The 24,573-nt window shown below is 35.0% G+C and carries 21 protein-coding genes and 1 pseudogene; 1 reads left to right on the plus strand and 21 read right to left on the minus strand.

Annotated features, from left to right (window positions below; translation table 11 throughout):
- Positions 1–22: 22 nt before the first annotated feature.
- The 17 genes from BP18_RS01140 to BP18_RS01220 all read right to left on the minus strand — a co-directional run bounded on the left by BP18_RS01140 (position 23) and on the right by BP18_RS01220 (position 17,688).
- The gene (locus tag BP18_RS01140) at positions 23–730 is read right to left on the minus strand and encodes a CpsD/CapB family tyrosine-protein kinase (RefSeq protein WP_029277115.1); all 708 of its coding nucleotides are present in this window, start codon (positions 728–730) and stop codon (positions 23–25) included.
- Positions 731–732: 2 nt separating this feature from the next.
- A complete protein-coding gene (locus BP18_RS01145) occupies positions 733–1,482 on the minus strand; it encodes a YveK family protein (protein WP_029277117.1) in 750 nt (249 codons plus the stop codon).
- A 45-nt stretch (positions 1,483–1,527) separates the two neighbouring features.
- Positions 1,528–2,988 carry an oligosaccharide flippase family protein gene (locus BP18_RS01150; protein WP_029277119.1) on the minus strand — a complete coding sequence of 487 codons (1,461 nt, stop codon included), beginning with the start codon at positions 2,986–2,988 and terminating at the stop codon, positions 1,528–1,530.
- Positions 2,989–3,069: 81 nt separating this feature from the next.
- Positions 3,070–4,131 carry a glycosyltransferase family 2 protein gene (locus BP18_RS01155; protein ID WP_029277122.1) on the minus strand — a complete coding sequence of 354 codons (1,062 nt, stop codon included), beginning with the start codon at positions 4,129–4,131 and terminating at the stop codon, positions 3,070–3,072.
- Between the two features lie 33 nt (positions 4,132–4,164).
- Complete coding sequence (locus BP18_RS01160) at positions 4,165–4,995, minus strand: glycosyltransferase family 2 protein (protein WP_007725024.1); 831 nt, start codon at positions 4,993–4,995, stop codon at positions 4,165–4,167.
- A 1-nt stretch (position 4,996) separates the two neighbouring features.
- Complete coding sequence (locus tag BP18_RS01165) at positions 4,997–6,286, minus strand: O-antigen ligase family protein (protein ID WP_007725025.1); 1,290 nt, start codon at positions 6,284–6,286, stop codon at positions 4,997–4,999.
- Between the two features lie 39 nt (positions 6,287–6,325).
- Positions 6,326–7,543 (minus strand): glycosyltransferase family 4 protein, encoded by a 1,218-nt coding sequence (locus BP18_RS01170; RefSeq protein WP_029277124.1) that lies wholly within the window; start codon positions 7,541–7,543, stop codon positions 6,326–6,328.
- Positions 7,544–7,597: 54 nt separating this feature from the next.
- A complete protein-coding gene (locus BP18_RS01175) occupies positions 7,598–8,797 on the minus strand; it encodes a DegT/DnrJ/EryC1/StrS family aminotransferase (protein WP_029277126.1) in 1,200 nt (399 codons plus the stop codon).
- Positions 8,798–8,869: 72 nt separating this feature from the next.
- Positions 8,870–9,589, minus strand: coding sequence for a sugar transferase (locus BP18_RS01180; RefSeq protein ID WP_007725035.1), 720 nt, complete (start codon positions 9,587–9,589; stop codon positions 8,870–8,872).
- 338 nt (positions 9,590–9,927) lie between these two features.
- Positions 9,928–10,896, minus strand: coding sequence for a GNAT family N-acetyltransferase (locus BP18_RS01185; protein WP_007725038.1), 969 nt, complete (start codon positions 10,894–10,896; stop codon positions 9,928–9,930).
- Positions 10,897–11,388: 492 nt separating this feature from the next.
- Positions 11,389–11,712, minus strand: coding sequence for a four-helix bundle copper-binding protein (locus tag BP18_RS01190; RefSeq protein WP_029277129.1), 324 nt, complete (start codon positions 11,710–11,712; stop codon positions 11,389–11,391).
- Positions 11,713–11,941: 229 nt separating this feature from the next.
- On the minus strand, positions 11,942–12,751 hold the full coding sequence (locus BP18_RS01195; RefSeq protein WP_007725046.1) for a Cof-type HAD-IIB family hydrolase: 810 nt from the start codon (positions 12,749–12,751) through the stop codon (positions 11,942–11,944).
- Between the two features lie 51 nt (positions 12,752–12,802).
- A complete protein-coding gene (locus tag BP18_RS01200; RefSeq protein WP_029277130.1) occupies positions 12,803–13,063 on the minus strand; it encodes a hypothetical protein in 261 nt (86 codons plus the stop codon).
- A gap of 171 nt (positions 13,064–13,234) precedes the next feature.
- Positions 13,235–14,092: a MurR/RpiR family transcriptional regulator gene (locus BP18_RS01205; RefSeq protein WP_007725052.1), complete on the minus strand. Its 858-nt coding sequence runs from the start codon at positions 14,090–14,092 to the stop codon at positions 13,235–13,237.
- A 112-nt stretch (positions 14,093–14,204) separates the two neighbouring features.
- Positions 14,205–15,698 carry a PTS transporter subunit EIIC gene (locus BP18_RS01210; RefSeq protein ID WP_029278164.1) on the minus strand — a complete coding sequence of 498 codons (1,494 nt, stop codon included), beginning with the start codon at positions 15,696–15,698 and terminating at the stop codon, positions 14,205–14,207.
- A gap of 18 nt (positions 15,699–15,716) precedes the next feature.
- Positions 15,717–16,607 carry an N-acetylmuramic acid 6-phosphate etherase gene (gene murQ, locus BP18_RS01215; RefSeq protein WP_029278166.1) on the minus strand — a complete coding sequence of 297 codons (891 nt, stop codon included), beginning with the start codon at positions 16,605–16,607 and terminating at the stop codon, positions 15,717–15,719.
- A gap of 4 nt (positions 16,608–16,611) precedes the next feature.
- Positions 16,612–17,688 carry a DUF871 domain-containing protein gene (locus BP18_RS01220; RefSeq protein ID WP_029278168.1) on the minus strand — a complete coding sequence of 359 codons (1,077 nt, stop codon included), beginning with the start codon at positions 17,686–17,688 and terminating at the stop codon, positions 16,612–16,614.
- A 282-nt stretch (positions 17,689–17,970) separates the two neighbouring features.
- On the opposite strand from BP18_RS01220, the gene BP18_RS01225 reads away from it, so the two are divergent.
- On the plus strand, positions 17,971–18,594 hold the full coding sequence (locus BP18_RS01225) for a histidine phosphatase family protein (RefSeq protein ID WP_029278170.1): 624 nt from the start codon (positions 17,971–17,973) through the stop codon (positions 18,592–18,594).
- Between the two features lie 62 nt (positions 18,595–18,656).
- Here BP18_RS01225 and BP18_RS12690 read toward each other — a convergent pair.
- From BP18_RS12690 to BP18_RS01245, 4 genes and pseudogenes are all read right to left on the minus strand, one after another.
- Positions 18,657–19,277: pseudogene (locus BP18_RS12690) on the minus strand (VanZ family protein).
- A gap of 144 nt (positions 19,278–19,421) precedes the next feature.
- Positions 19,422–20,180, minus strand: coding sequence for an alpha/beta hydrolase (locus tag BP18_RS01235; protein WP_029278172.1), 759 nt, complete (start codon positions 20,178–20,180; stop codon positions 19,422–19,424).
- A gap of 18 nt (positions 20,181–20,198) precedes the next feature.
- Positions 20,199–21,152 carry a LacI family DNA-binding transcriptional regulator gene (locus BP18_RS01240; protein WP_029278173.1) on the minus strand — a complete coding sequence of 318 codons (954 nt, stop codon included), beginning with the start codon at positions 21,150–21,152 and terminating at the stop codon, positions 20,199–20,201.
- A 76-nt stretch (positions 21,153–21,228) separates the two neighbouring features.
- The gene (locus BP18_RS01245; protein ID WP_029278175.1) at positions 21,229–24,558 is read right to left on the minus strand and encodes a GH36-type glycosyl hydrolase domain-containing protein; all 3,330 of its coding nucleotides are present in this window, start codon (positions 24,556–24,558) and stop codon (positions 21,229–21,231) included.
- Positions 24,559–24,573 lie beyond the last annotated feature (15 nt).

Here is a 24,573-nt window from a genome sequence, read left to right on the forward strand (position 1 = left end):
TAAAACCGTTAGCTAGTGCTTTCTAATTTTTGTCTTTAGCGTAATAACCTGCATTTATCCCTTTTATACGCTCTTTACTATTGAATATTGCTCCTATAATATTGGCTTGCACTAAGTTTAAAAGTTCTTTAGCTTTTAAAATATCGCTTAGATCAGCTACTTCTTTTCGGATGACAAATACCGTACCGTCTGCTTTGTTTCCCATAACTTGTGCATCGGTTACGATATTGACAGGTGGCAAATCAAAAACAATCAAATCATACTCTTTTTTGACTAAGGCAATAAATTGCGTCATTCGTTGTGAAGCCAACAACTCTGAAGGATTAGGAGGTAAAACACCACTTGTCAGTAAACTTAAATTCTCCTGCCTTGTTTGGTGAACAAGATGGATTAGTTGGCTACCTTTAGTTGTTAAGATTTTCGTTAACCCCAGTTGATTTTTCACTTTAAATAACTTATGGAGTGAAGGATTTCGCATATCGGCATCTACAAGCAACACTTTTTTCCCTTGTGAAGCAAAGACAATAGCCAAATTAGCAGCAATCATTGATTTCCCTTCACCTTGTCTTGAAGAAGTTACCATCAATGTCTTTAATTCTTTATCAATCATTGAGAACTGAATATTGGTTCGAAGTGTTCTAAATTCTTCTGAAATAAATGAAGAAGGATTCGTTAAGGTAATTAAGTTTTTTCCTTCGTACGAATCATTATTTTTTCTGTTTTTAAACATGATTAATCTCCTCCTAAAACTTTTTTAGAATGATTCGCTGGTACAGTGAATACGGGTTGTTTTTCTCCAACGAATCCTTCTTCTTTTGTCATCTCAGTAATGTTACCTAAATGTATCCAACCAAGTTTTTCAGTAATCATTCGTTCATCATGCACTTTTTTATCCATCGTTTCTAGAATTATGGCTAGAATCAGCCCTACTAAAAACCCAACCAAGGCCCCTACGATTTGGTTTAACGTTAAATTAGGTGAAATCGAATCTGAATTCACTTTTGCTTTTGAAAGAATCGCTACGTTTTCAACATTGATAATGTCGTTTATATTTTCTTGAAAGGTCGCAGCTACAAGATTAGCTATCTCTGCCGCACGAGTTGGATCTGAATCCGTGACTTTTATACCAAATATTTGGGAATCATCTTGAGTGATGATATCAATTTTACTTTGCAGCTCAATTTCAGATAAATCAGTTCCTAGTTCATTGATCACCCTGTCAATTACAACAGGGTCTTCTATGATGTCTCGGTAAGTATTGATCATTTGAATATTCTTTTCGATTTCCCCTAACTCTATAGATTGTGTGTTTGTATTTTTTCTACTAACTAGTAGCTGCGTTGTAGAAGTGTATTGAGGAATAAGTAAATAGTTTGTTAAGAGCGTTGTGAGTGCAATTCCCATTAAAATTAACAGTGTAATTACCCACCAGCGTTTCTTTAATATTTTAAACAAGTCTACCATTCCAATCATCTTCATCATCTTATGTTCCTCCTCATAATCGTTCATTTCAAAAAGTGACTAGTTCTAATTTTTGACTTTATATCTTTTTGAATGATAAAATTTCTCTTTTAACACTACAAAAAGATCCTTTAAGTAGGGGATTTTCAAAGCGACTGAGCAGCTGCCATACGTTACAGCTCCGATTACAATTTGGACTAATGTTGTTACAAAATTATCATCCATTCCATTGGTAGTCAGTTTGATCGTTCCGGCCATCGCTGCTGCCGAAACCACCATCTTAAAAATCAAACGACTATCAAATGTGAACTTATTCTGTTTGTTTAAATAAATCAGCCGGAATACCGTAACAAATGTTTCTACTATTAAACTTGTGATAACAGATCCTAAGACACCTAATAGTGGAATCAAGGTAAAATTCAACAAAATACTGATTGCTGCACCGCCAAAGGTAGAAAAAGCATAAATTTTTGTGTTTCCTCTAGGCAATAAATATTGATTACTAATAGCGATTCCAATCGGCATAATGATAATAACGGGTGCGATAATAGGAACGAAAACCTTCAACACCTCGAAATCATTTCCAAAAAACCAAGGAACCAGCGTTGCTGCTAAGGCACTTACACCAAATGCTGCTGGTATAGAGATAAATAATTGAGCATGAATCAAGCTATGAAGGGTTTTATTTATTTCATCAATCTTATTTTTTGAAAACAAATTACTCATTTTTGGAAGCATAACCAAATTAATGGTTGAGATCATTGTAATGATAATCGTGCTTAGATTAAGCGTATTTGTATAGATCCCAACAGCAGTTTGACTCTCTAAGACTCCTAAAATCGTTTTACTTAATGTCGTGTAAAAAATAACCGCTATTTGAGGGAAGAAATAAGCCACCATTGGGAACAAATGCCTCATCATTTGTTTAATAGGAACAAACCTGAACGAGATTTTTTTATAGATAAATCCCCACATCACTAATTGTGAAAAAAGATTCCCTAAAGCTTGTAATAATAGATAGAGCGGTAGATCACTATAATCTTTAATAAAAAAGACAATTCCAAAAAAGACAACTGTTTGAACAGCTAAATTGCTTAAACTGACTTTTTTAAAATCTTCCATTCCCATAAAGAACCACGAGATATCAAACAATACAGCGATAATATGCAACGACTGAATAATGTAATATAGGAAGTCTCTGTGAAGAAAAACTACTACCACAACTGAATAAAGGATGAACGAAATCGCAGTTGTCACTAATTTCAAACTAATTAATTCAGAAAACGTTTTGTTTAATTTTTCTTTATCTTCTCGAACCATTGCAATCTCGCGATTTCCATACAATGTGATACCTAAACCAGATAGTAAGATAAAATATTCGGCTATCGAATTGGTAAAGGAATAGATTCCGATACCATGAGCGCCCAACGCTTTAGAAATAATTGGAATGGTTACAATGGGCATTAAAATTCTGATACCTTGAAATAATGACTGATAAAATAAATTTTTCCCAACACTTGATGTCATTTTTAAGCACCTCAGTTTTATTGACTTAGCCTTATTGAATAAAGACCCCTTTCATTAAATAATATCGTTTTTTTTGCCTGTTCAATCTCCTGTTATCTTTTTTAAGGCAAGAAATGTATGATGATAATTCTTACTGAATTGTATTTTAGCTCGCATAACTCTTAAGGCTAGATGGTATCTTGCATTTTTTAGCAAGAGAATCAATAACTGGATATGGTATTTTCTTTCCAATCCTGAATTTTCAGAAAATAACATTTCATGAATTTTGGGGTGTTGTATGATGAAGGCTACGTGTTGTTCTTTCTGATGATTATCAAGGGGGCAATCTTCTAAAACTAAATTATTTAATTCTACATACAGTGTTCTCCAGTAAGCTAAACTAATTAAATCATGGTAAGTTTTATCCAGTTGCCAATACACCACTAATTTTTCAAAGTGTTCTGCAATATTGTATTCTAAAAGAAAGCGGTCTGGATGGTAACGATTGATTGCTGAACCCATTCGCGAAACGTAATGATAATAAGGTATTTGATTAAAGTAAACGGACTCTAAATTTCGATAAACCAAATGATTGAACAACGCATCCTGACCGACTCTTTGGTCCGTAAAACGGCAATTATTTTCAAGTAAATAAAGGTGTTTATACAGTTTGTTCCACAACACATTGGAATCTAAACCTTGAAATGCTCTGAAACTTTTTCTAAAATCCTCTTTTGTAGTTCCGACAGATAACGTTGGAAGCTGAGTAGTCCTTTTAATTTTTTTTCTTGAATTCATTTCTTCAAAATAATAACCAAATACGACCATATTGGCTTGATTTTCCAATGCAATTTTCAAATTTTCTTCAATCAATTCAGCTTCTACGTAATCATCAGGATCAGAAAAATAAATGTACTCTCCAGTTGCTTGGTCAAGTCCAGCATTTCGAGCAAATCCAGAACCAGCATTTTCTTGATGAACGACTAATATACGGCTGTCTTTTCTTTGGAATTCATCACAAATACGGCCCGAACTATCTGTTGATCCGTCATTGACTAAAATTAATTCAAAGTCTTGATAAGTTTGGTCCAATAAACTTTGAATCGATTTCCCTAATGCATCAGCGACATTGTAGATTGGCATAATAATAGACACAGCAACCATAGTAGTACTCCTTTCTTAAAAAAGATAATTTGTTTAAACAGTTGGGTGATTTGTTTCATCAAACTGGTTGCTTTCTAAACTTTCATGCCGGAACAACATGAGTACTTTTTGAGGGATCAAGCCTACAATTAATGGTTTGAGAACATACAGTAATCCTAGAGGCAGCAGTTTCATTTTTTTGAAACCGTCATACCGTACCTTAGCTTCATCCAATCTGTATTTGAATGCTCTCTTTTTAAAGGTTGTGCCATCTTCTCTGTAATTGAGTAAGATGTCTTGCATATTGTGGCCTTCATATCCCGCAGCGTATAATCGCATAAATAAGTCGTAATCTTCTGCTCTTAATGTCGCTTTTGAAACAGCATAATTTCCAATTTGATTAAGAATTGCTTTTTTGATGATGATTGTTGGGTGAATAAACTGTGAACCAAACAAAAAATCTTTTTTAAACGGGTCACTTTTTGTTTTTCGTATTCCCCAAATGCCATTATCGTTAAATAGAAAAGCTTGGCTACCCACTAAAGCACATTCTGGATGTGATTCTAAATAACTCATTTGTTTTTCAAATCTGTCTTTATGAGAAATATCATCTGCATCCATCCGTGCAATGTATTCGCCTTTTGAAATGGCGATACATCTATTTAAAGAGTAAGCTAGACCTTTATTCGTTTCATTTTGGATCAATCTTATTTTTTTCGGATAGTTTCGTACATATTCTTTTGCAATTTGTAAGGTGTTATCTTTTGAACCATCTTCACATAATATAATTTCAAAAAATTCATATGATTGGTTTAGCAGTGAATCGATACTTTCTTTTAATGTTTTTTCACAGTTATAAATGCCCATTACAACGGATACTTTCATGTTAATCTTCTCCTTTAAATGATTGTTTCAATGGACGGTTATATTTCGTTTGGAAGACGCTCATTCCTAGTACTAACCAAAAGATCCGGGCATTGTTTAATGATATCGATACAGAAGCAATTAAAAAGATAATTAGAATATCTCGAATCATTTGTCTATTTTGATTCTCTTGGTCATTTTCAAAACTATTTTTCCTATTGTTGAGTAGAGTTGAACCGACATATAAAAAGAATAAAGCAGTCAACACAATTCCCCATTCTGCAGCAAGCTGAAGATAGGTGTTATGAGCAACATTTGGATTGTGAACAAATTGATTGGCAATTGGAATATAATTGCCTAATCCAATTCCTAGTAATGGAGCAGAATCTATCATGTGCATTGCCGTTTCCCAAACTTGCGTTCTTCCTGATCCGCCATCAGAAACGGCTGAAGAAAAATCAGTAAACAACAATTCTACTCTTGAAAAAATTGGGAATCGACTGACAATCAATGCCATCAATTCATCCGTGTAGGTCAAAAGATTTCGAATGATCGCTGACACCCCTAAAACCAAAAAGAGTGAACTTACTACTTTTAAAGGAGTTGTTTTTTCCATTTTCACGAGTTTCCCTACCAAAAAGTATCCACTGTAAAGAGCGACTAAGATAATCGCTGACTTTGATCCAGAACTAATGATTGATAGAAGAATGATTCCGATTGCACCAATTCGAATGACACTGTTTAGTGGTTTCATTCTTAACAAAATACTTAATGCACAACATTGAATCACTGCGAAAAAATTTGGATCATTCATAAAACCGATCAACCGGCTTTCTCCAAATAACATGATTGAAGATAAATAAGGAATTGGAATAAACGAAATTAAAATACCAATGAAGCCAATTCCAACGGATCCGACTACAAACCCTTTTAGAAAAACTGCTGTTAATTTTAAGCGGGAAAGGTTAAAACCAATGGTGTAGTATAGGAAGACGACTAGCAGCTTGGTATAATCGATTAGAGTGGCTAATGGATCGGCTGCAATCATATATTGATTAGGAATGATGAATAAGGAGTGAAATAAAATAAGAATTGAAAAAGCGCTAAACACTATAATGTGCATAAGAGGTAAACTTAGTTCTTGCTTCATAATCAAACTGATTACTAATCCTAGAACTAAAAAATCAGATAACGATAGGTTGATTCCAAATAACACATTTGATTGATTTAAAAAGACAGACATCAAAAATACCGTCACCATTACTGTTGATGTCACTCGTTTTTTTTCTAACGTTAAAGAGTTTGCGACCACACTTTTCACCTCCAATAAGACCCACTTTTTATAGGAAACTCATTTGATCAATGCTTTTACTGTTTCTTTACTGTTGATGAGTGATGAATCTGGTGTGTAATTTACAATTTGATAGATTTGAGTCATTTGGCTCATAACAGACTGAATGGAATACTTCTCAAGATAGTCTAAACTTTTCAGACCAAAGTCATCTCTTAAGCTATTAGAATGGTAAAGTATGTCTACATAACTAGCCAAACGTTCTTCATCTTCTAACCCTACTAGATAACCATTTTTACCGTGATGGATTAAATCACGATTTCCTCTGCAATCAGTGGCTATGATTGGCAATCCTGTTCCCATAGCTTCTAGAATGTTTACCGGCAAGCCTTCTTGTTTAGAAGTAGAAAGGACGAGATCAGAGATACTCATCAACTTATCAACATCTGACCTAAACCCAAGTAAAAATACATTTTTTTCTAAGTGTAAGTCTTTAATTTGTTGAGCATATTGCTCTCTTAATTCACCATCTCCAACCAACAATAACTTAACTTGTGGTAACGTTTGAACGACTCTTCCCATCATAGAGATAGCTAACTGTTGGTTTTTTCTTTTGCTCAATTCGCCAACATATATCAAAAGGAAATCTTCTTTCTCATACCCTTGTAAACTTCTTCGCTGATTTTTTAATTCTGTATCAATTGGCTTAAATATCGTTTTATTGATTCCTACTCCATTAATTTTTTCAATTTTCTTAGCTCTAAAATGTTTATTTTGAGCTACATGATAATCTTCATCGTTGATTGTTATTAAACAATCGGTATACTTAGATAACCACTTTTCAACTGAATAATACATCATCCAATTTTTCAATGGTGCCCCTTTGAAAAAATGAAACCCATGTGCAGTATAGATAATTTTAGTCGTTCTTTTTTGTGCTTCTCTGGCAGCAAGTCTGGCAAGAACTCCTCCAATTGGTGAATGACAATGAATAAACGCATAAGCTTCTCGATCAATAATTTGCTTGATTTCTTTATAGGCTTTATAGTTCATTACTTTAAAGGGATTACGATTTATAGCGATATCAAATACGGTTACACCTTGAAGTTGTAATTGATTTCTAAAACGATTATTTCGTTCATTCGCTTCACTATTTTCATCTTTAAAATTTGCTAAAACATGAACTTCATACCCTTCTTTTTGCAACAAAGCTATATTCGGTCGATTAAAGCCTTCTATCATTGGAGAAATTGATGCTAAAATCAATACTTTATCCATAATTGAATCCTCCAAACCGTTAATTTACTAAAATCCTTTTATATTTTTATAGATTTAAACTTGACTAGCAGGCACTTTATTCCGTAAAACGGGTGCTTGATCAACTGGTGAAAGGATTTTTTTCATCTGGTCGATAACTCTAAATTGATTTTCTTCCGTCATATTAGAGCCGGAAGGAATACAGATGCCCATCGCAAATAGTAATTCAGATACAGCAGGTGTTCTTTCATTATGTTTATAAAATTTCGTGCGTCTAAATAATGGTTGCATATGAAGAGGCTTCCATAAAAGACGCGTTTCAATATTTGCCTGGTTCATTTTGTCCATAAATTCAAAAGGAGTAACGTTCGTCATAAATGGATCAATCACTAATGTTGTCAACCAGCGATTGGATTTCGATTGTTTGAGTTCAGGCATAAAATGAACTTCTTCAATGGAATTTAATTCACTGTAGTAGTTTTGAAAAATTTCTCTCCTTTTTTCAACTCGTTTATCCAAGACCTGTAATTGAGCTCTTCCAATTCCAGCCAACACATTGCTCATGCGGTAATTGTAGCCGACCAGTGAATGTTGGTAATAGGGTGCTGCATCTTTTGCTTGAGTTGCTAAGAAGAAAGCTTTATCTAACAATTCTTCATCATCACTAACAATTGCTCCTCCGCCAGAAGTAGTAATAATTTTATTGCCATTAAAAGAATAGATTCCAATTTTCCCAAATGTTCCACTTTTTTTATTTTTATACTCTGCACCTAACGATTCTGCTGCATCCTCAATAATGGGAACACCAAACAAATCTGCAACGTTCAGTAATAGTTCCATATCAGCACTTTGTCCATAAAGATTTACAACAATAATCGCTTTTGGCAAATGGTTGGCTTTACTTGCATCAAACAATGCACGTTCTAATGCTTGCGGTGACATGTTCCAACTGCTAGGTTCAGAATCGATAAACGTTAATTCAGCTCCTAAATACAATGCTGGATTAGCACTTGCAATAAAAGTAAAACTTGAACAGAACACGCTGTCTCCTGTTTCTATCCCTAAACAAGCAAGAGCTAAATGAATAGCTGCAGTACCAGAACTTGTTAACGAAGCTCCTTTTTTATTGGTATACCGAGCCAGTTCTAGTTCGAAATTAGTGACATTCGGACCTAAAGGAGCGATCCAGTTAGAATCAAACGCCTCTTTAATGTATAGTTGTTCCTTTCCAGACATATGTGGTGAAGATAATAAAATCCGCTCATGATTTATCATAGACTTCCCTTCTTCCTATCGCTTATTCCCATCAGATTTCATTTGAACCAGCGATGATTGTTTTTCAACTTATTAGACTTTGAATTCTCTATTTTCTACTATTGAACTAACTTCTAAAGGAATAGCATCAGGAAATAGTGGAGTGACGTTATCCAACACCTCCTCCTGTTTCCATTGCATTTTCCGGTATTCATCAAATGCGATAATATAATCAACTTCTTTTTCAACGATATCTGCTTTCATTAACACTTTTTTAATTGTTATCAAAACAATTTTTACATCAAAAAGAAATGAGCATTTTTCAACATACTCCACATCTAAAGCAAATCGCTCTTCCCAACTTAAGTTGTTGCGACCGTTAACTTGTGCCCATCCGCTGATACCGGGTTTAACATCATGACGATGCAATTCTGTTTCGTTGTAACAAGGTAAATAATAAACAAGCAATGGTCTAGGACCGATAAAACTCATATCTCCTTTTAGAATATTGATGAGCTGAGGCAATTCATCTAGACTTAATTTCCGAATAAATTGTCCGATTTTTAACATGCGCTCATCATAAGATAGTTCTTTATTACCAATAGCTGTTGGGTTTTTCATGCTTCGCAACTTATACATATTGAATATTTCATTGTCTTTTCCTACACGTTCTTGGATAAAGAAGATAGGGCCAGTAGGATCTTCTAGTTTTATTAAAATCCCTAAAATGAATAGAATGGGTAGAACCAATAGAAATAACATACCGGCAAAAATCCATTCAATAATTGACTTAACTGGATAATAATTTTTCATAGTGTTCTCACCTCTATTGTATTTTTAGTTATGTGTTAACTGCTTGTCAAAAATGAGAGAGGGTAGGACCTAAACTGTATTGAGGGAGGATTTTGCGAGGTTGAATGAGAGGCTCATTTTACGAGGGTGAATCATTTAGAAGTAAATTTTTTTACAAATAAACTCAATAAAGAAAATGGATTTTTTATAAGGATGACGCTTTAGAGGGATAAAACTGAGGAATATTTAGCGAAAAAAGAGGTGTGAATCGTTTAAAATGAATTAACCTTTTTAATTTCTGTGATAGTGCGAGGATGGTGATACTTAAATATAGTTCATTTCATTAGATCATCTTATTATCAAGTTCTATACTTTGGAAAAAAGCTGGTTTCCATATCAAAATTGCCAAATACCTTTCGCAGTTGAATCAACTTTTCATAAATAATAGGATCATGTACTTTTTTTCCCACATAAAAAGGGTGCTCTCCGTGTCGTGCATAAGCTTTTTTATGCATATATATTCCATCTTCTCCTTTATGCCCACCGCCTAAAATATATTTTTCAATGCCTTTATCTTTTAACCACTCCATAACGGTTAATTGAATCAAAACTTCGGGATGATGATTGAAGAATTCTTTTAGAGTTCCTGCTAAGAAACCAAAAGCCCTTTCTTTGCCGAATAATACCAACGTTGCTGCAATAAGTTTTCCATCAATTGTAGCAAATACATATAAAAATTGACCTTTCATCGTTTCGTGAATCTGTTCAAAGAAAGACTTTTTGAAATAATAATAAGCATCCGCCCCATTACGGTCCATCGTTGAATAATACATTTCTAGAAAATCATCAACACGTTCACCCGTCTGATCTAAACTGATTTCAACCCCTTTTTCTCTAGCTACTCTAGCATCTCGAAAAATCTTTTTACGTACATCTTCTTCTATCGGCAATTCTAAGTTTTTCACAATGGTATTGCCCACAAGTGAGACATCTCCATAAAAACAATCTCGTACTTGAGTATTTTCAAAAAGATCAAATCGAATAAATTCAGTGATGATATCATTTTTTTGACAATAATTGGAAAATGCCTCAAAATATCCTGCCAATAATCTTTCCTCATCTGTCGTTTCTTGAATAACCGGTCCGCCATAGCCGTAAGGTGTTACGATGTCAAAGAACTTTTTATTTTCTAGTTGAAAAGGAATCTCTCTTTTAATAAACATATTCTTTACTTTTCCATACTCATTTTCGAAGTCAAAAATAATTAATTCTCCATCTTCTATTGTTTCGTATAGCCTTCCATAAGGTTCAGTGAAATTAATTTCCATATAACATTCTCCTTCATATTTTTATAATTTTCTAAAAAAAGGCGACTTAAATAAACCTAAAACAATTCATTTTTTCTAAAAAAGTTTACAGCTTAATATGAAAAATGGGTACGGATAAATAGGATAAGTAACTACTATGGAGTGATACTGAAGGTGAGTGGGTAAAATTGGGTAAATTAAATAAAGATGTCTGGATATACTACTTGAAAATTTGTCAAAACTAAAAGTGTATTGGCGGTCAGGATGACCTAGGATGAAACTGAGGGTCTTGCTTCAAGGAGGAAAAATAAGTACTATGTGAAAGCAGATTGTTTAAAAAATCCTGCTATTAATTGATACTCGAAGTATAACAACTATTAGTTGTAAGGGCTATCTTTTAGTTTAAAAAAAATTTTTTAAGTTTGGTTTGTGACGAAAATATGTACAACTCTATTAGAAAAGCCTAATAATAGGCAACCAGAGCTGTACATATAAATATAGTTGTTTTGAAATTTAAGCGTAATTACGACAAAGTTCTGCACATTCCAAACATACTTTAGCACATCTTTGACAGTGATCATGATCATGTTTCTCGCATTCTTTTCCGCAAGCTTGACAAATAGTGGCACATAAAGCAATAAGGTCAGCGGATAAAGAACTTTCTCTAGTAATAGCAGTTGAAGCAAAAGCACAAATGTCCGCACATTCTCGGTCTAATCGAATACATTCTGCCATCATCTGAACATGATCTTCTTTTAGACAAGCATAAAAACATTCGTTGCACACACGCTGACACTCAAACATCTTTTCCGAAATCTTTACTAATTGTTCTTGCATACCATCCCTCCTCGATTTTTAACACATCTATAGTATAAGACTTTTAGAAAGTCCTATCAAATGATAAGGCTCTCTAACTCAACTACATTTCTCGCCATAAAAAAAAGGTCCATTACTTTTTTGCAATGAACCCTTTTTTGGTCTTTATACTGAGTATTGAAGTAGATTCCCTTGTCAAACCCCTTTAATTTAACTAGTTACCTACAGTTAAATACACCTTAAGAAAAAGTTAATTCAATGCCCATTCATAAATTGCATGTGCAACTCCATCTTCTTGATTTGATTTAGATACATATTTTGCCGTTAATTTAATAGAGTCAACAGCATTACCCATCGCTACGCTCGTACCCGCCACTTTCATCATATCTAAATCATTTTCTCCATCGCCGATAGCCATCACTTCATCCATTGAAAATCCGAGTTTCGTTGCTAATCCTGTCAATGCCTCACCTTTATTAGCACCTTGAGGTAACAATTCTAAAACATAAGACAAACTTCGAATAGGGTAAAAATTTTCAGAAATAAATGCTGGCATAGAAGCCGCTAAATGATCTAGTTCTGTTTCTTCTGCAACATACATCGCTTTAAATATTGTCAATTCCTCAGGTAGTTCTTCTAATGGCAAATGCACAGCATCCATTCCCAATAAATCAGCATCGAATTGCAACATTTCAGTTTTTTTACCTGTATAATAGTAAGCTTTCTCGTCGAAATATGTAAAATTCATTTCGAACGGTTCAATGAGTTGTTCTGCTTTTTTCAATTGGCTATGGTCTAATTGGTGCGAATAAACAATTTCCCAATTGGTCGTTTTTTGAACAACTGTCCCATTTAAAGAAATCACATAATCTTCTTCATCTTTAGGCAAATCCAATTCTTCAAAATAATCATAGACCGCATGTACTGGTCTGCCTGTACATAAAACAATCTTAATCCCTGCATTACTTGCTTCTTTGATTGCTTTTTTCACCTTATCCGTTACTAAATGGTGTTCATTTAATAATGTTCCGTCCATATCAATTGCAATTAATTTGATCAATTTTTTTACTCCTCCACTTACTTATTCATTATTCTAAACTTCGATCTTTTTTCATTGGTATTCTGTGTACTCAAAATCTACACCACTCAATGTTTGTTTCACCCACTGATTATGGGTCACTTCTTTTTTAGGCCCTGACAAATTTTCAATTGATTTTTCAATATCTAAACACGCATGATAAAAACGCTGAGCATCCTCTTCCAGTTTAAATTGAAACTCTTGAGCCAGCTCTTTTGAGTTTGCATAGTGCAGAACAACTTCGTTTTCATTTATATAAACACTAAAATAAGTGGAAATAATTCTTTTTTTCACTATAAGCCAACTCCTAACCTGCCTGAATTAATAGATGATTGATTTACATTTATCATACCATTAATTCAAAAAAATCAGTAGGCTTGTTTCAAAGCTTCAGTCAAACGAACTAAAAAAGAATGGAAATCAAGCTACGAAAGGCTGTTTTCCATTCTTTTTAGTTGACACTTTTCAATCAAATTTTTGGTTATACCGCTGAATGGCTGCTTTAGATTTCTCTAAATTGGTTACGGTCAAGTCGTAGTTTTTAGACGCATAGTCATAAAACAGAATATCGACAGCATACATCTGAGTCAATAACGAAATTGTCGCTCCACTTCTTAGAGGAGCTTCATGAGCAAAAGCTGTTTTTAAGGCAATATCCGCTTCAAGACTTAGCGCATTCTCAGTATTATTTGTGAGTGCTACTGTTTTCAATCCAAGTTCTTTTGCCATAATCATTAAAGCAAGAACTTCTTTCTTTTCACCGCTGTTTGAAACTCCAAAAAACACCGCATTCTCTCCGGCAACTGCCATTGATGTGACTAGCAAATGTTGATCAAGCGAACAAACAACTATTTTTCCCATTCGACTAAACTTTTGTTGAATATCAGAAGCAACAATATGAGAAGCCCCTAAACCATATAGATAAATAATTGAACTCTCATGAAGCAATTCCGAAACACGCTCAATTTGTTTCGTATCCAATACGTTATTGGTTTCTTTAAAAAGATGATTCGTATTGATGAGCATTTTCTTTTTAACTTGTTCTAAATTCTCATCAGCTAAAATATCCGTGTATAAATTATCCTTGATGCCTTGGGAATCTGCCGACAATTGAAGTTTCAACTCCGTAAATCCTTTAATGCCAATCGAACGGCAAAAGCGAATCACTGCAGCCGAACTAGAACCAGCTTCAGTCGCTAGATCTGTTGCACTCATTTGAATAACCTTTACTGGATCTCTAAGAATTGTTTCAGCTATCTTTTTTTCAGATTGTGGCAACGTAATTTTTTTCTCTCTAATCGTCAATAAGACATTATTCTGCATAACCTGCGACCTCCGACTATTTGCATTCATTTATAAACTGAAAAAGGCATGCAAATCGCTAGACTCACATGCCTTTTAAACGCTACTGTTATTTTACAATGTACAAATCAGATTAGTCAACAATAGTTTCTGCGTCGAATTCGTCTGCATCATAAGAAACTAGTTCAGTTGGTTCCATTGCTGATTTTGGAACTCCAAAGAAGTAAGTAGCTAAGAATCCACCAGCATAAGCAGCTAATAATCCAACTACATAACCCCACCATTTGCCGTTAGCAATTAATGGAATTAACGCTACTCCACTTGGTCCAATTGCAGTTGCACCAATTCCACCAAATAATCCGATAACAGCTCCACCGATACCGCCTCCAATACAAGCAGTGATGAATGGACGACCTAAAGGCAATGTTACCGCATAGATTAATGGTTCACCGATTCCTAAGATACCTACAGGCAATGAACCTTTGATCATGTTTGTTAATTGTTTGTTTTTACGACATTTTATCCATAATGCGATTGAAGCTCCAACTTGCCCAGCTCCAGCCATAGCTAAGATCGGCAATAATAATGTCATTCCTTGAGTAGAGATCATTTCAATATGGATTGGTGTTAATACTTGGTGTAAACCAAACATAACCATTGGTAAGAACAATGCGCCTAATACGAAACCGGCGAAAGCTCCACCAACATTTAATACCCAAGTGATTGCTCCAACTAAGCTAGATGAAATGGCACCTGCGATTGGCATAATCAAGAAAATGGTTACTAAACCAATAGCCAATAAAGAAATGGTTGGTGTTACGATAATATCGATTGAATCTGGAACAACTTTACGCATGCTTTTTTCTACGATTGACAATAAGTAGACCGCTAAGATAACACCAATGATTCCACCTTGTCCAGCAGCCATAGGGTCACCAGTAAAGATATTTGTTAAAGGTGCATCGACCAACATACCTGGAAGATAAATAATACCAGCAACAACCCCACCTAAACCTTCTGTAGCGCCAAATACCTTAGCAGCATTGATCCCTACATAGACGTTCAAGTAAGCAAATAATCCACTTTTAATAATGTTTAGGACTAAAACGATTGTTAGCCAATTTTCTCCAGTAAGTGTCTCAGCTGTAATCATGTTTTGGAAAATAGAAGCAATCCCACCAATGATCCCAGCTCCAACGAATGCTGGAATTAATGGAACAAAGATATTTGCAATGTCTTTCAACACACGTTTAAAAGGTGTGTTATTTTTCTTTTTCAGTTCAGCTTTTTTTATAGCCGCTTGTTTTTCAGCTTCAGAACGACCAGAGTTTGTTGCAGTTGATTTTCCGGCTGGAATTTTATCGCCTAAACGAACACCTGCCATGCTTACCATTTCGTTCGCTACTTTGTTTACGGTACCAGGTCCTACAACAACTTGTAAGGTATCATCTTCTACAACACCCATAACTCCATCGATTTTTTTCAAACCATCAAAGTTTACTTTACCGTTATCCTTGATATCCATACGAACACGAGTCATACAGTGAATAACAGAATCAACGTTCCCCATACCTCCAACTTGCTCATATATCTGTCTAGCCATGCGTTGCTCTTTTGTTTCAGCCATCTTTTTACCCTCCTAGTTTTATGCTAAGGTTTCACGAATGAACCCTTTCGCTTCTGTTAATTTTTGAGTTGCTGTTTCTTTATCTGAATGCGTTAAGATCATAACAATTGCCAATTTCACTTGGTGGTCAGCAGCTGCAAATGTTTCGCTTGCTGTTTCATACGTACATTCTGTAGCTTGCATAATAATGCGTTTTGAACGTTCTTCTAATTTTTCATTAGAGGGTTTTACGTCTACCATTAGATTTTGGTAAACTTTTCCAGAACCGATCATTGCGCCAGTTGACAACATATTTAAAATCAATTTTTGAGCAGTTCCCGCTTTTAATCGTGTAGAACCCGTTAAGATTTCAGGACCAGCATCTACTTCAATCGGCATTTGAGCATATTGACTAATTTTAGCATCTTTGTTGCATGAGATTGTCGCTGTTTTTGCTCCAACTTTTGTTGCATATTCTAACCCACCGATAACATAAGGTGTACGTCCGCTTGCTGCGATTCCTACAACTACATCTTTATCAGTTAATTGAATAGCTTCTAAATCTTCAGCTCCAAGTGTTTTTGAATCTTCTGCCCCTTCAACTGCAACGGTCATAGCTTTCATTCCGCCTGCAATCAATCCTTGTACCATGCTTGGATCTACACTAAATGTTGGAACACACTCAGCTGCATCCAAGACACCTAAACGTCCGCTTGTTCCAGCACCCATATAAATTAAACGGCCGCCTTTACTGAATGAATCCGTGATTGTTTCTACAACTTTTGTGATCATTGGCAATGCTTCTTCAACGGCTAAAGCAACTTTTTGATCTTCTTGATTCATTAGAGTCATTACTTCGCTTGTTGAAAGCTCATCTAAGTTCATCGTTTGTGTATTTCTCGTTTCGGTTGTTAATTTGTCTAAATTCATTTTCTTAACCTCTTTCATTGTCTTGTATCGGTTGGAGTTCAAATAATTGGCCTTCTTGACAACAGTCGATCAAAGCTAGATCTTCTGGAATAACGTGAGCCACAACATTTACCTTTTCATCTTTAGCTAAAGGGTGTTGTACTAGTTGAATTTCTCCCATATAGCGTCCATATAAACGGTTGTCTACTGTAACGCTTCCTTTTATTCGTTCTTGGCTGTATTGCGGTTCAATGTTCGGGATGGTTCTAAAGCGAGCATCAGCACTACGGATTACATCTCTTGCTGCGTCCCAACGATTTTGGTGTTTTCCTACGATGACAGATAAATAATCAGAACCTTCGATTCCCTTAATTGAAAATAATAACGTTTTCTTTTTAATGTAATAAAAAAATTGCTTTTTCGTTCTGTCATCGATTGTTGGATCTCCAATGTAAACATCATCTACTTCGCACTCGTTTAACAATTCAATTGCACTAGCTAAAGGATGAACTCCACGTTGCTTTTCTAACGTTGGCAACTGACAAAATAATGGGCCTCGTAATGTTTCATTTCCTGGAACAAAAGCCATTACGTTAAATCCTAGTGATTTTAACCAGTGATTTTTGTGTATAAACAACTTTTTATCTAATCCCGTTTCAGGACGCGGATAATAATTGTGCCACGCTTCCATTTGTTGGAAATTCGCATTGTATTGCTTTAGTTCATCAATATCTGCTTGCGTAATCGTACTCGCATTAAGGGCCACTGTCATTGAACGGCTAACTTTAGCACTCACTTGATTCGTTATATGATAATCCATTCTTAAACCAGTAATCCCGATAGCTAGCATTTCCTCAGGACGATCAAATGAAAAACCAATTTTATTCAAAGCTTCCCCTGAAATATCAATCATCAACTGCATATCTAATTCTTGCGTCCATTGGCCTAACGTCTTCACTCTTGTTACATATTGTGAAACATCGTCTTCTGGAATATGCATAGAAGAAAATACTCCTTCAAATCCGCTGTCTTTCATTGTCTGCAGATAGTTTTTTGTTTCACTTGTTAACTCATCTCCAAGAAAGACAGATACACCAAACATAGCACCACTCCTTTGAAATCGTTTTAATGACATGATTAATCATAACATGTTAAAATAAAATTTCAATAACTTTTTCTACTTTTTATAAAATTAGACCAATTATACATAAATAAACGTTACATCAATATGTAAATTCACTTTTCAAATGTATACCTTTACATTACAGGCTATTTTCGTTATCTTTTTCTATTCTTTTTCGCTTTAAACCATCTTAAAACAGCCCTTTTTCATTGCTCATTTTATGTTAGAATGAAATTATATTTCAACATAGGAGGAGTTTTTATGCAACGACTATTTTTTGTACGCCACGGAATGACTGAATACAATTTAGCAGATCGCGTTCAAGGTGGAGATATCGATTCCCCCTTACTGCCCCAAAGTTTGGAAGATGCAAAAAAAACGGGTATCTGTCTGAAAGATTATGGACTTCAGCAGATTATTGCTAGTCCGCAGAAACGAGCCGTCGAAACTGCTCATTTAATTACTTCACAATTTGACCAAGATTTTACTACACATTACACAGATGATTTAAAGGAATTCGGTTATGGCTCATGGGAAGGATCCTCCATTCCACTTTGGCGTGAAACTTCACCAGATAGTTTTTATAATTTACGTAATCGTCCTGATTTGTATGACCCTAGTAAATTTGGCGGAGAAACTTATCCGGAATTGATTGCTAGAGGAAGCCGAGCAATCCACCGCTCTATTGAGCAATTCCCTGAAAATGACTTGTTATTTGTTGGACATAGCATCACTTGGACAACAACACTTTTATCTTTAGTTGGAATGGATTTAAAAGACCTTCGTTCGCAAGAACCTCTGGCCAATACTAGCATTTCTGAATTAGGTTATGCTAAAGGAAAATTCATTTTAAATGCCTGGAATCAAACGGATCATTTACGGTAAAACAACTCCAAAAAAAGAAGCTTAGCAATTATGCCAAGCTTCTTTTTTGAATAGTTCAATTTTCAACTATTTTCTACAACCTTATTTTTATTTCTATTTGACCGGAAAGCAACGAATAAAGTCTGCAACAAAATCCCTATCCCTGCACCGGAACTGTCAATGACCACATCACTTAACTGACCGCCTCTCCCGGGCACAACTAATTGATGAATTTCATCTGAAAAAGCATAGCCCACACAAATCAGTAACCCAATTCCAAATGCTTTGACGCCTTTCAATCAACTGCTATTCAAAGCATTTTTTACAAACACACCTAAAATTAAATAGATTAAAAAATGTGCGTTTTTACGTATAAAGTGATGTAGATCTACCGGAACAAGAGCATGACGCACATTAAGGGACAAGCTATACAATATAGCGGCTACAACGAGAATAAGGACTACTTCTTTTAATCCAATCCTGATTCCAAAACTTTTTAACTTAAAAATAACAACTCCAGCTAAACCCATAAACAAAACAACCTGAACCACTTTAATGGCTTGAACACTGATTTCTAATATGCTATAGCTCAAATTCCAAGACTGTTGCTGAACTTGGTGAGAGAAATAAAAAATTAACCCCATCCATAACAGCACCACTAACCAAGACAAATATTTTGTTACTGTTTTATTTTTAAGAGTCATTTTCTCACCTCCCTCATAACCAATTATTTTTAATACTCTTATTCACTTTATATGATTTTTTTAGTATACCCTTAAGATCTTGACAGTTCAATGGAAGTCTTTTAGGTTAACAGAAATTCGAGCTAAAAAAAGAAGCTGAAAAAATCAGCTTCTTTTTTTAGTTAAGATTTCCTGCATCCATTTTAATACATATTGGATTTCTTGGTCCCAAAATGCCCAGTTATGGTCTCCAGGCTTTTCAATAAATGTGCAATCGATAGAGGTCTCTTGGAGAGCCTCTTTAAACTTCAGGTTATCTTCATAAAGAAAATCTTCAGTACCGCAAATTTGTAACATTACCGGTGTAACAGTCTCTTTTTCGATTTGTTTTAGCACAGCGTACATGTCATTTTCCGATCCTATAAAAGATTCTTTTGATTTAAATGCTGACTTAAAAAGCGTGTCTCTGATTGGCTCATCTTGCCATAATCTATAAGGATCTACAGCAGCTGACAAAGCAGCAACTCCCGCGATTTCAGTCGGATACGTTAACCCCCATTTTATTGCGCCATATCCACCCATAGATAGACCAGCCACAAAGGTCTCTTCACTATTATGAGAAATGTTAAATAAATTTTTCATTTTCATAGGGAATTCTTTTGTTAAAAAGCTCCAATAATTTGCCCCCATGTACATATCTGAATAATAACTTATGTGCACTTGCGGCATAAAAATAGCTATATTATATTGTGACGCATACCGTACTATTGAAGAGTTATACACCCAACTAGAATCATCATCTGATAATCCATGTAAGAGGTACAAAACGGGATAAGGTCCTGTTCGTTCCTCTGGCAAAATAGCCTTATAAGAAATTGTAAATCCTAATTCTGAAGAATTGATTTGACCAGAAATAACACCCATCATTGTACCTCCTATTATTTAGTAAGAGTGGTTTTTTACTAAAGTTGTTTTAAGAATTTGATCATTTACCGGTTTGTTTTTGATCAGATTAATTAATGACTGCGCTGCGATGGAACCCCATTTATGTTTTGAATAAGCAATCGTTGCTAACTTTGGTGTCATATAACGACTAACCAGTATGTTATCAAATCCAATCAGACGAATGTCTTTCCCAATTTCTAAATTAGTGTCTTTAAAATAATTGTACATTCCAATAGCCATCTCATCGTTAAAAGAAAATACAGAAACCGTTTCAGTCCATTTTTCATGAATGATTTTACCGATTCTCCGGCCTGATACCTCAGAAAAATCACCTTCTATTATTTCATAGCCTTGCTTATTTTTAGTCAATATCTCTATCGAAGCTTCCAAACGCTCATGATTATCAAATGAATCAGACGGACCGGTAATTAAATAGACTAGCGTATTGTTTTTTTCTAATAAGGCTTCGATTGCTTGTTTAGCTCCAATTCGGTTATCCACCAATACTCTGCGAATATTTTCATGCTTAATTTTACGGTCCAGTACCACCATTTTATGACCACGATTGGCGTACTCAATTAACTCATTATCTGGAAATCCAGCATCTAAGATAATCGCTCCATCAATCATTCGCTCTGGTAAAAATAACCGAGAACGATCTCCCGAACAAACAATCATATCATAATTATTTTCTTTAGCTGTTCCCATAATGCCTTCCAACAAATCTCCATAGAAAGTACCGCCATAAGTTGCAAGATAAACGCCAATAATTTGAGTTTCTTTTTTACGAAGATTCCGACCTGCTCTATTTGGAATATAATTCATTTCGTTGGCAATTTTAATAATTTTTGCACGTGTTTTTTCAGTTACTTTAGAACTCCCATTTAGAGCATAAGACACTGTGGAAATGGAGACATTTGCTGCTTTCGCGATATCTTTAATTCCTGCCATTTCTTTTCCCTACTCTCCACTCTTTAGCTATTTAATAGTATCAATCATTTAGCAAAAAGACTAGTCTTATCTTTCACTATAAATAAATATCCATACGGTTATTTGTTTCGTTCAATTTTTTTTCAACTTCTTCTTTAGTTACTACATATCCTCCTGAACGGTATCGATTCGAGTAACCATCTGTGAACACTGTTTTTTGATTAATTTCTAAATGAGGTGTTTCGTTTTTAAGATGGTAATAAATTTTTACAGGCTTATTGTAAAGTTCAAATGTAAAGACTAATCCATTTAATGAATCCGGCAATACAGGATCAATTGTTAAGCTTGTTTCAGTTGCACGAATACCCAGAATATTCGAAATCAACTGGTTCATATAAATCCCTGGACCACTTGAATATATTCGCCATCCTCCTTTAACTTCAACTTCTCCATTTTTCAGCTTACTGAAATTTTCAGCTGCTTCATAACGTGTTTTGAAGTCTCCATCGGAACTGCTAAAATAAGCATTGCTTTGACGCAATTGCGCATTAGGAACAACTTTTTTTATATTAATAGGGTTCACAATAGATAAGGCATCCCAAGCTTCATTTATTTTTCCAATGGTCGCCATCGCTTCAGCAAAACGGATGTGAGCATGAACGTACTGTAGTCCAACTTCACGACCAAAGTTCGCAGCTTGCTCAGCTCGTTTGAAGTACGTACTGACGCCTCCTTCATAGCGCGCAGGCTCACTCATAAGACGTACACCATCTGGATAGCTCAACTCATTTTTAATCAATTGATAATGTCGTTCAGCTTCTTCAGGAGTGAACAGCTCAGCAATCATGGATTGTTGCATAGGCAATAAGCGATAATCAATACCCGTTCGTGTATCCGTTGGATGGACCATGAGTTCAACTTTATCTGGATTTTCCATAAATACAAAACCAGGAATCACATCTGTCGAAAGCATATATTTTTTGTAATCTGCTTCAAGGTCTTGATGCATCTCTTTCAACTCATTAGAAAAGTCTAAATCGTACGAATTTAAAACTTCAGCTAACTGTTTCAATGATTGATACATCAACGCAACAGTCCAGCTGCTGGCCATATGACTCTTCAAACGCTGATCATACGGTTGAAGAGTATCATCCCAATCACCATCACCGTAACCGGGTAAACTTGTTCCCTCTAGTAAATGTTTTTGAATATAATCAATTGTTTTAACAATGTGTTCAAATACAGTAACAGACTGTTTAGTTTTATCAAATGTCTTGCGGTCAGTATATGCAATTCGTTCATCTAAAAAGGCATAGTCATTTGAAGCTATTAAATAATCTCCTATTACTTTAAGCGGCCAGACAATGATATCGCCATGACTTTCTTCTGCTTTCAAATGAGTGTATCGATCAAACATAAACCATTGTGGCCAATTTCCATCATCCGCAAATTGATTTGCAAACAATATTCGCAATAGTTCTTTAATACTAGCATAATTTTGAGTCGCCATGAAATATTCTGTTGGACCTTGCATAACGTCTCTAGTTCCCCAAGCGGCACCACCATATTGTTCTAGTCCATGAGGTACAAGATAGTGAACCAACATATTGTGCGTGTACCACCAAGCGAGTAAATTCACTCTATCCAACGAATGATTTTCAGTATCGATCGACAACTCAAATCCGTTCATTACTTGTTTAAAATAGTTCGTGTATTTTGAAACTTCCTCTTGAAAAGAACGACTAACAAATTCACTTTTTTCATTTTCTAAACTGCCTTGAATCGCAACTGTAAATTGAGAAGTTTTATCCATCTTTATTACAACTAGAGGACTCTCAGCATCTGATCCATTCTCCAAGAAAAAACACTCATCAGTAAGAGAAAAATCCACACCCTTAATCGTCATTGTATAGTTCAAATCAGGGTATAGGTCGTACATAGTCGATTGATTTTCAGGACGAAACTGTAGCTGATTTCCTTGCTTAGATAATGAATATGGTACTGTATTTTCACTTTCATTCATTGTTACTTGAGTGGTTAAAATGAAATCATAAGCTTTTCCTTTTTCACTCTCCACTTCTAAAAAGAGTTCAGGTCCTTCAACAGTTGTATAATTCTTAATTTTCAATACATCATCATGGATTTTGTAGTACCATATAGCATAATTAAACCCCATTTCAAATGCACTTGGCATGGTTAAGAGAGAATAAACGCCTTCTGTTTCTACGTACAATCTTTGTCCAGCAGTTTTAGCACTATTTAATCCATTCCGTACATTACTAATAAATTTGTTATTCGATGTATTTCCCATCACTACTTGAGAATTGAAAATACCATACATATAAGAAGTTGTTGTCAAAATACTTTCATCAACCGTTAATTGATTGCCACTAAACAAAATATGTCCATGAGGACGTTCCATCAATTCTTCTTTTTCTTTTAACACAACATGAGTTTTCTCCTGAGTGAAAAAGGATAACAACTTTCCTTCTTCATACTCTTCTTCTATTCGTTCTGGAAAATAGCTTTCAGTTTCTATTTTGGAAAAAGCTTTAGTCTGTAAAGGTTCACCGATAACAGCTGCTTTTTTCACCATTTCTACATCCGTAAATACTTCTTTTGATTGCTTAGCTTTTTCCCATAGTTGCTGGATTGTTTTTAATGCCACCGGTTTTTTAATAGCTTCTGGGTGATCAAATGCTGTATAGCCATAAAATACAATAGATTGCTTACCGTTTAATACAAGTTGCTCAGATTGCAGAGCACTATACGCCATTTCATATTGATAGACCTCATTTGCTAACTGCTTTTGGCTCAATATGGCAGGTTCATTTGTTGTTTTATAACTTTTTCCAAAAAATTGAAACCCATCTGTTGAGTAACCCACTGTTTTACTCAATGCACCTTGTTGCAGATAAGGGTAGTTCCCTTTACTCTGTACTTGATTTTGACGGCTGCAAATCGTGTAACCCATTTCTTCTGATTCAAATACAGCATGGTCCAAGTATTGCGAGTTATAGGCTTCATTAGATTGAACAGTCCCTTTATCAGCTAAACCAATATCTTGACCGTAAACAAAATCTACTGTGACACCTAGTCCGTCCACTTCAACTTCCCAAAACCAAGCTTGTTTGACTAAAGAAAACGTAACGCTATAAGCAATGTCTTTCCAGTTCCCAGTCCAACGAATCTTATTTTCAGATTGTGAAAGTTGGCTAGTCGATTGTAAGCCAATCAATGGTGTGTAGGACACTTTATCCGCTTCGAATTTACGCAAATACAAATTCATAATAGAAGCGTCAATGGCACCAAGATTTAACTGATTCAACATAGTCCCATTTGCATTTAGTTCAAATAAATCACCGCTCATTTTAAACTGAGCGGTTAGTTCACCTTCATTTATACTGATCAATTGATTTTTAGTCATATTTATCCCTCATCT

Origin of the sequence: Carnobacterium jeotgali MS3, assembly GCF_000745125.1 — a bacterium.
In the GTDB taxonomy this organism is placed as follows: Bacteria; Bacillota; Bacilli; order Lactobacillales; family Carnobacteriaceae; genus Carnobacterium_B; species Carnobacterium_B jeotgali.

Bases quoted from the DNA above. Each gene is read 5' to 3' on its own strand.
- BP18_RS01140 (WP_029277115.1), bottom strand. From the start codon at position 730: ATGTTTAAAAACAGAAAAAATAATGATTCGTACGAAGGAAAAAACTTA.
- BP18_RS01145 (WP_029277117.1), bottom strand. From the start codon at position 1,482: ATGATGAAGATGATTGGAATGGTAGACTTGTTTAAAATATTAAAGAAA.
- BP18_RS01150 (WP_029277119.1), bottom strand. From the start codon at position 2,988: ATGACATCAAGTGTTGGGAAAAATTTATTTTATCAGTCATTATTTCAA.
- BP18_RS01155 (WP_029277122.1), bottom strand. From the start codon at position 4,131: ATGGTTGCTGTGTCTATTATTATGCCAATCTACAATGTCGCTGATGCA.
- BP18_RS01160 (WP_007725024.1), bottom strand. From the start codon at position 4,995: ATGAAAGTATCCGTTGTAATGGGCATTTATAACTGTGAAAAAACATTA.
- BP18_RS01170 (WP_029277124.1), bottom strand. From the start codon at position 7,543: ATGGATAAAGTATTGATTTTAGCATCAATTTCTCCAATGATAGAAGGC.
- BP18_RS01175 (WP_029277126.1), bottom strand. From the start codon at position 8,797: ATGATAAATCATGAGCGGATTTTATTATCTTCACCACATATGTCTGGA.
- BP18_RS01180 (WP_007725035.1), bottom strand. From the start codon at position 9,589: ATGAAAAATTATTATCCAGTTAAGTCAATTATTGAATGGATTTTTGCC.
- BP18_RS01185 (WP_007725038.1), bottom strand. From the start codon at position 10,896: ATGGAAATTAATTTCACTGAACCTTATGGAAGGCTATACGAAACAATA.
- BP18_RS01190 (WP_029277129.1), bottom strand. From the start codon at position 11,712: ATGCAAGAACAATTAGTAAAGATTTCGGAAAAGATGTTTGAGTGTCAG.
- BP18_RS01205 (WP_007725052.1), bottom strand. From the start codon at position 14,092: ATGCAGAATAATGTCTTATTGACGATTAGAGAGAAAAAAATTACGTTG.
- BP18_RS01210 (WP_029278164.1), bottom strand. From the start codon at position 15,698: ATGGCTGAAACAAAAGAGCAACGCATGGCTAGACAGATATATGAGCAA.
- murQ (WP_029278166.1), bottom strand. From the start codon at position 16,607: ATGAATTTAGACAAATTAACAACCGAAACGAGAAATACACAAACGATG.
- BP18_RS01220 (WP_029278168.1), bottom strand. From the start codon at position 17,688: ATGTTTGGTGTATCTGTCTTTCTTGGAGATGAGTTAACAAGTGAAACA.
- BP18_RS01225 (WP_029278170.1), top strand. From the start codon at position 17,971: ATGCAACGACTATTTTTTGTACGCCACGGAATGACTGAATACAATTTA.
- BP18_RS01235 (WP_029278172.1), bottom strand. From the start codon at position 20,180: ATGGGTGTTATTTCTGGTCAAATCAATTCTTCAGAATTAGGATTTACA.
- BP18_RS01240 (WP_029278173.1), bottom strand. From the start codon at position 21,152: ATGGCAGGAATTAAAGATATCGCGAAAGCAGCAAATGTCTCCATTTCC.
- BP18_RS01245 (WP_029278175.1), bottom strand. From the start codon at position 24,558: ATGACTAAAAATCAATTGATCAGTATAAATGAAGGTGAACTAACCGCT.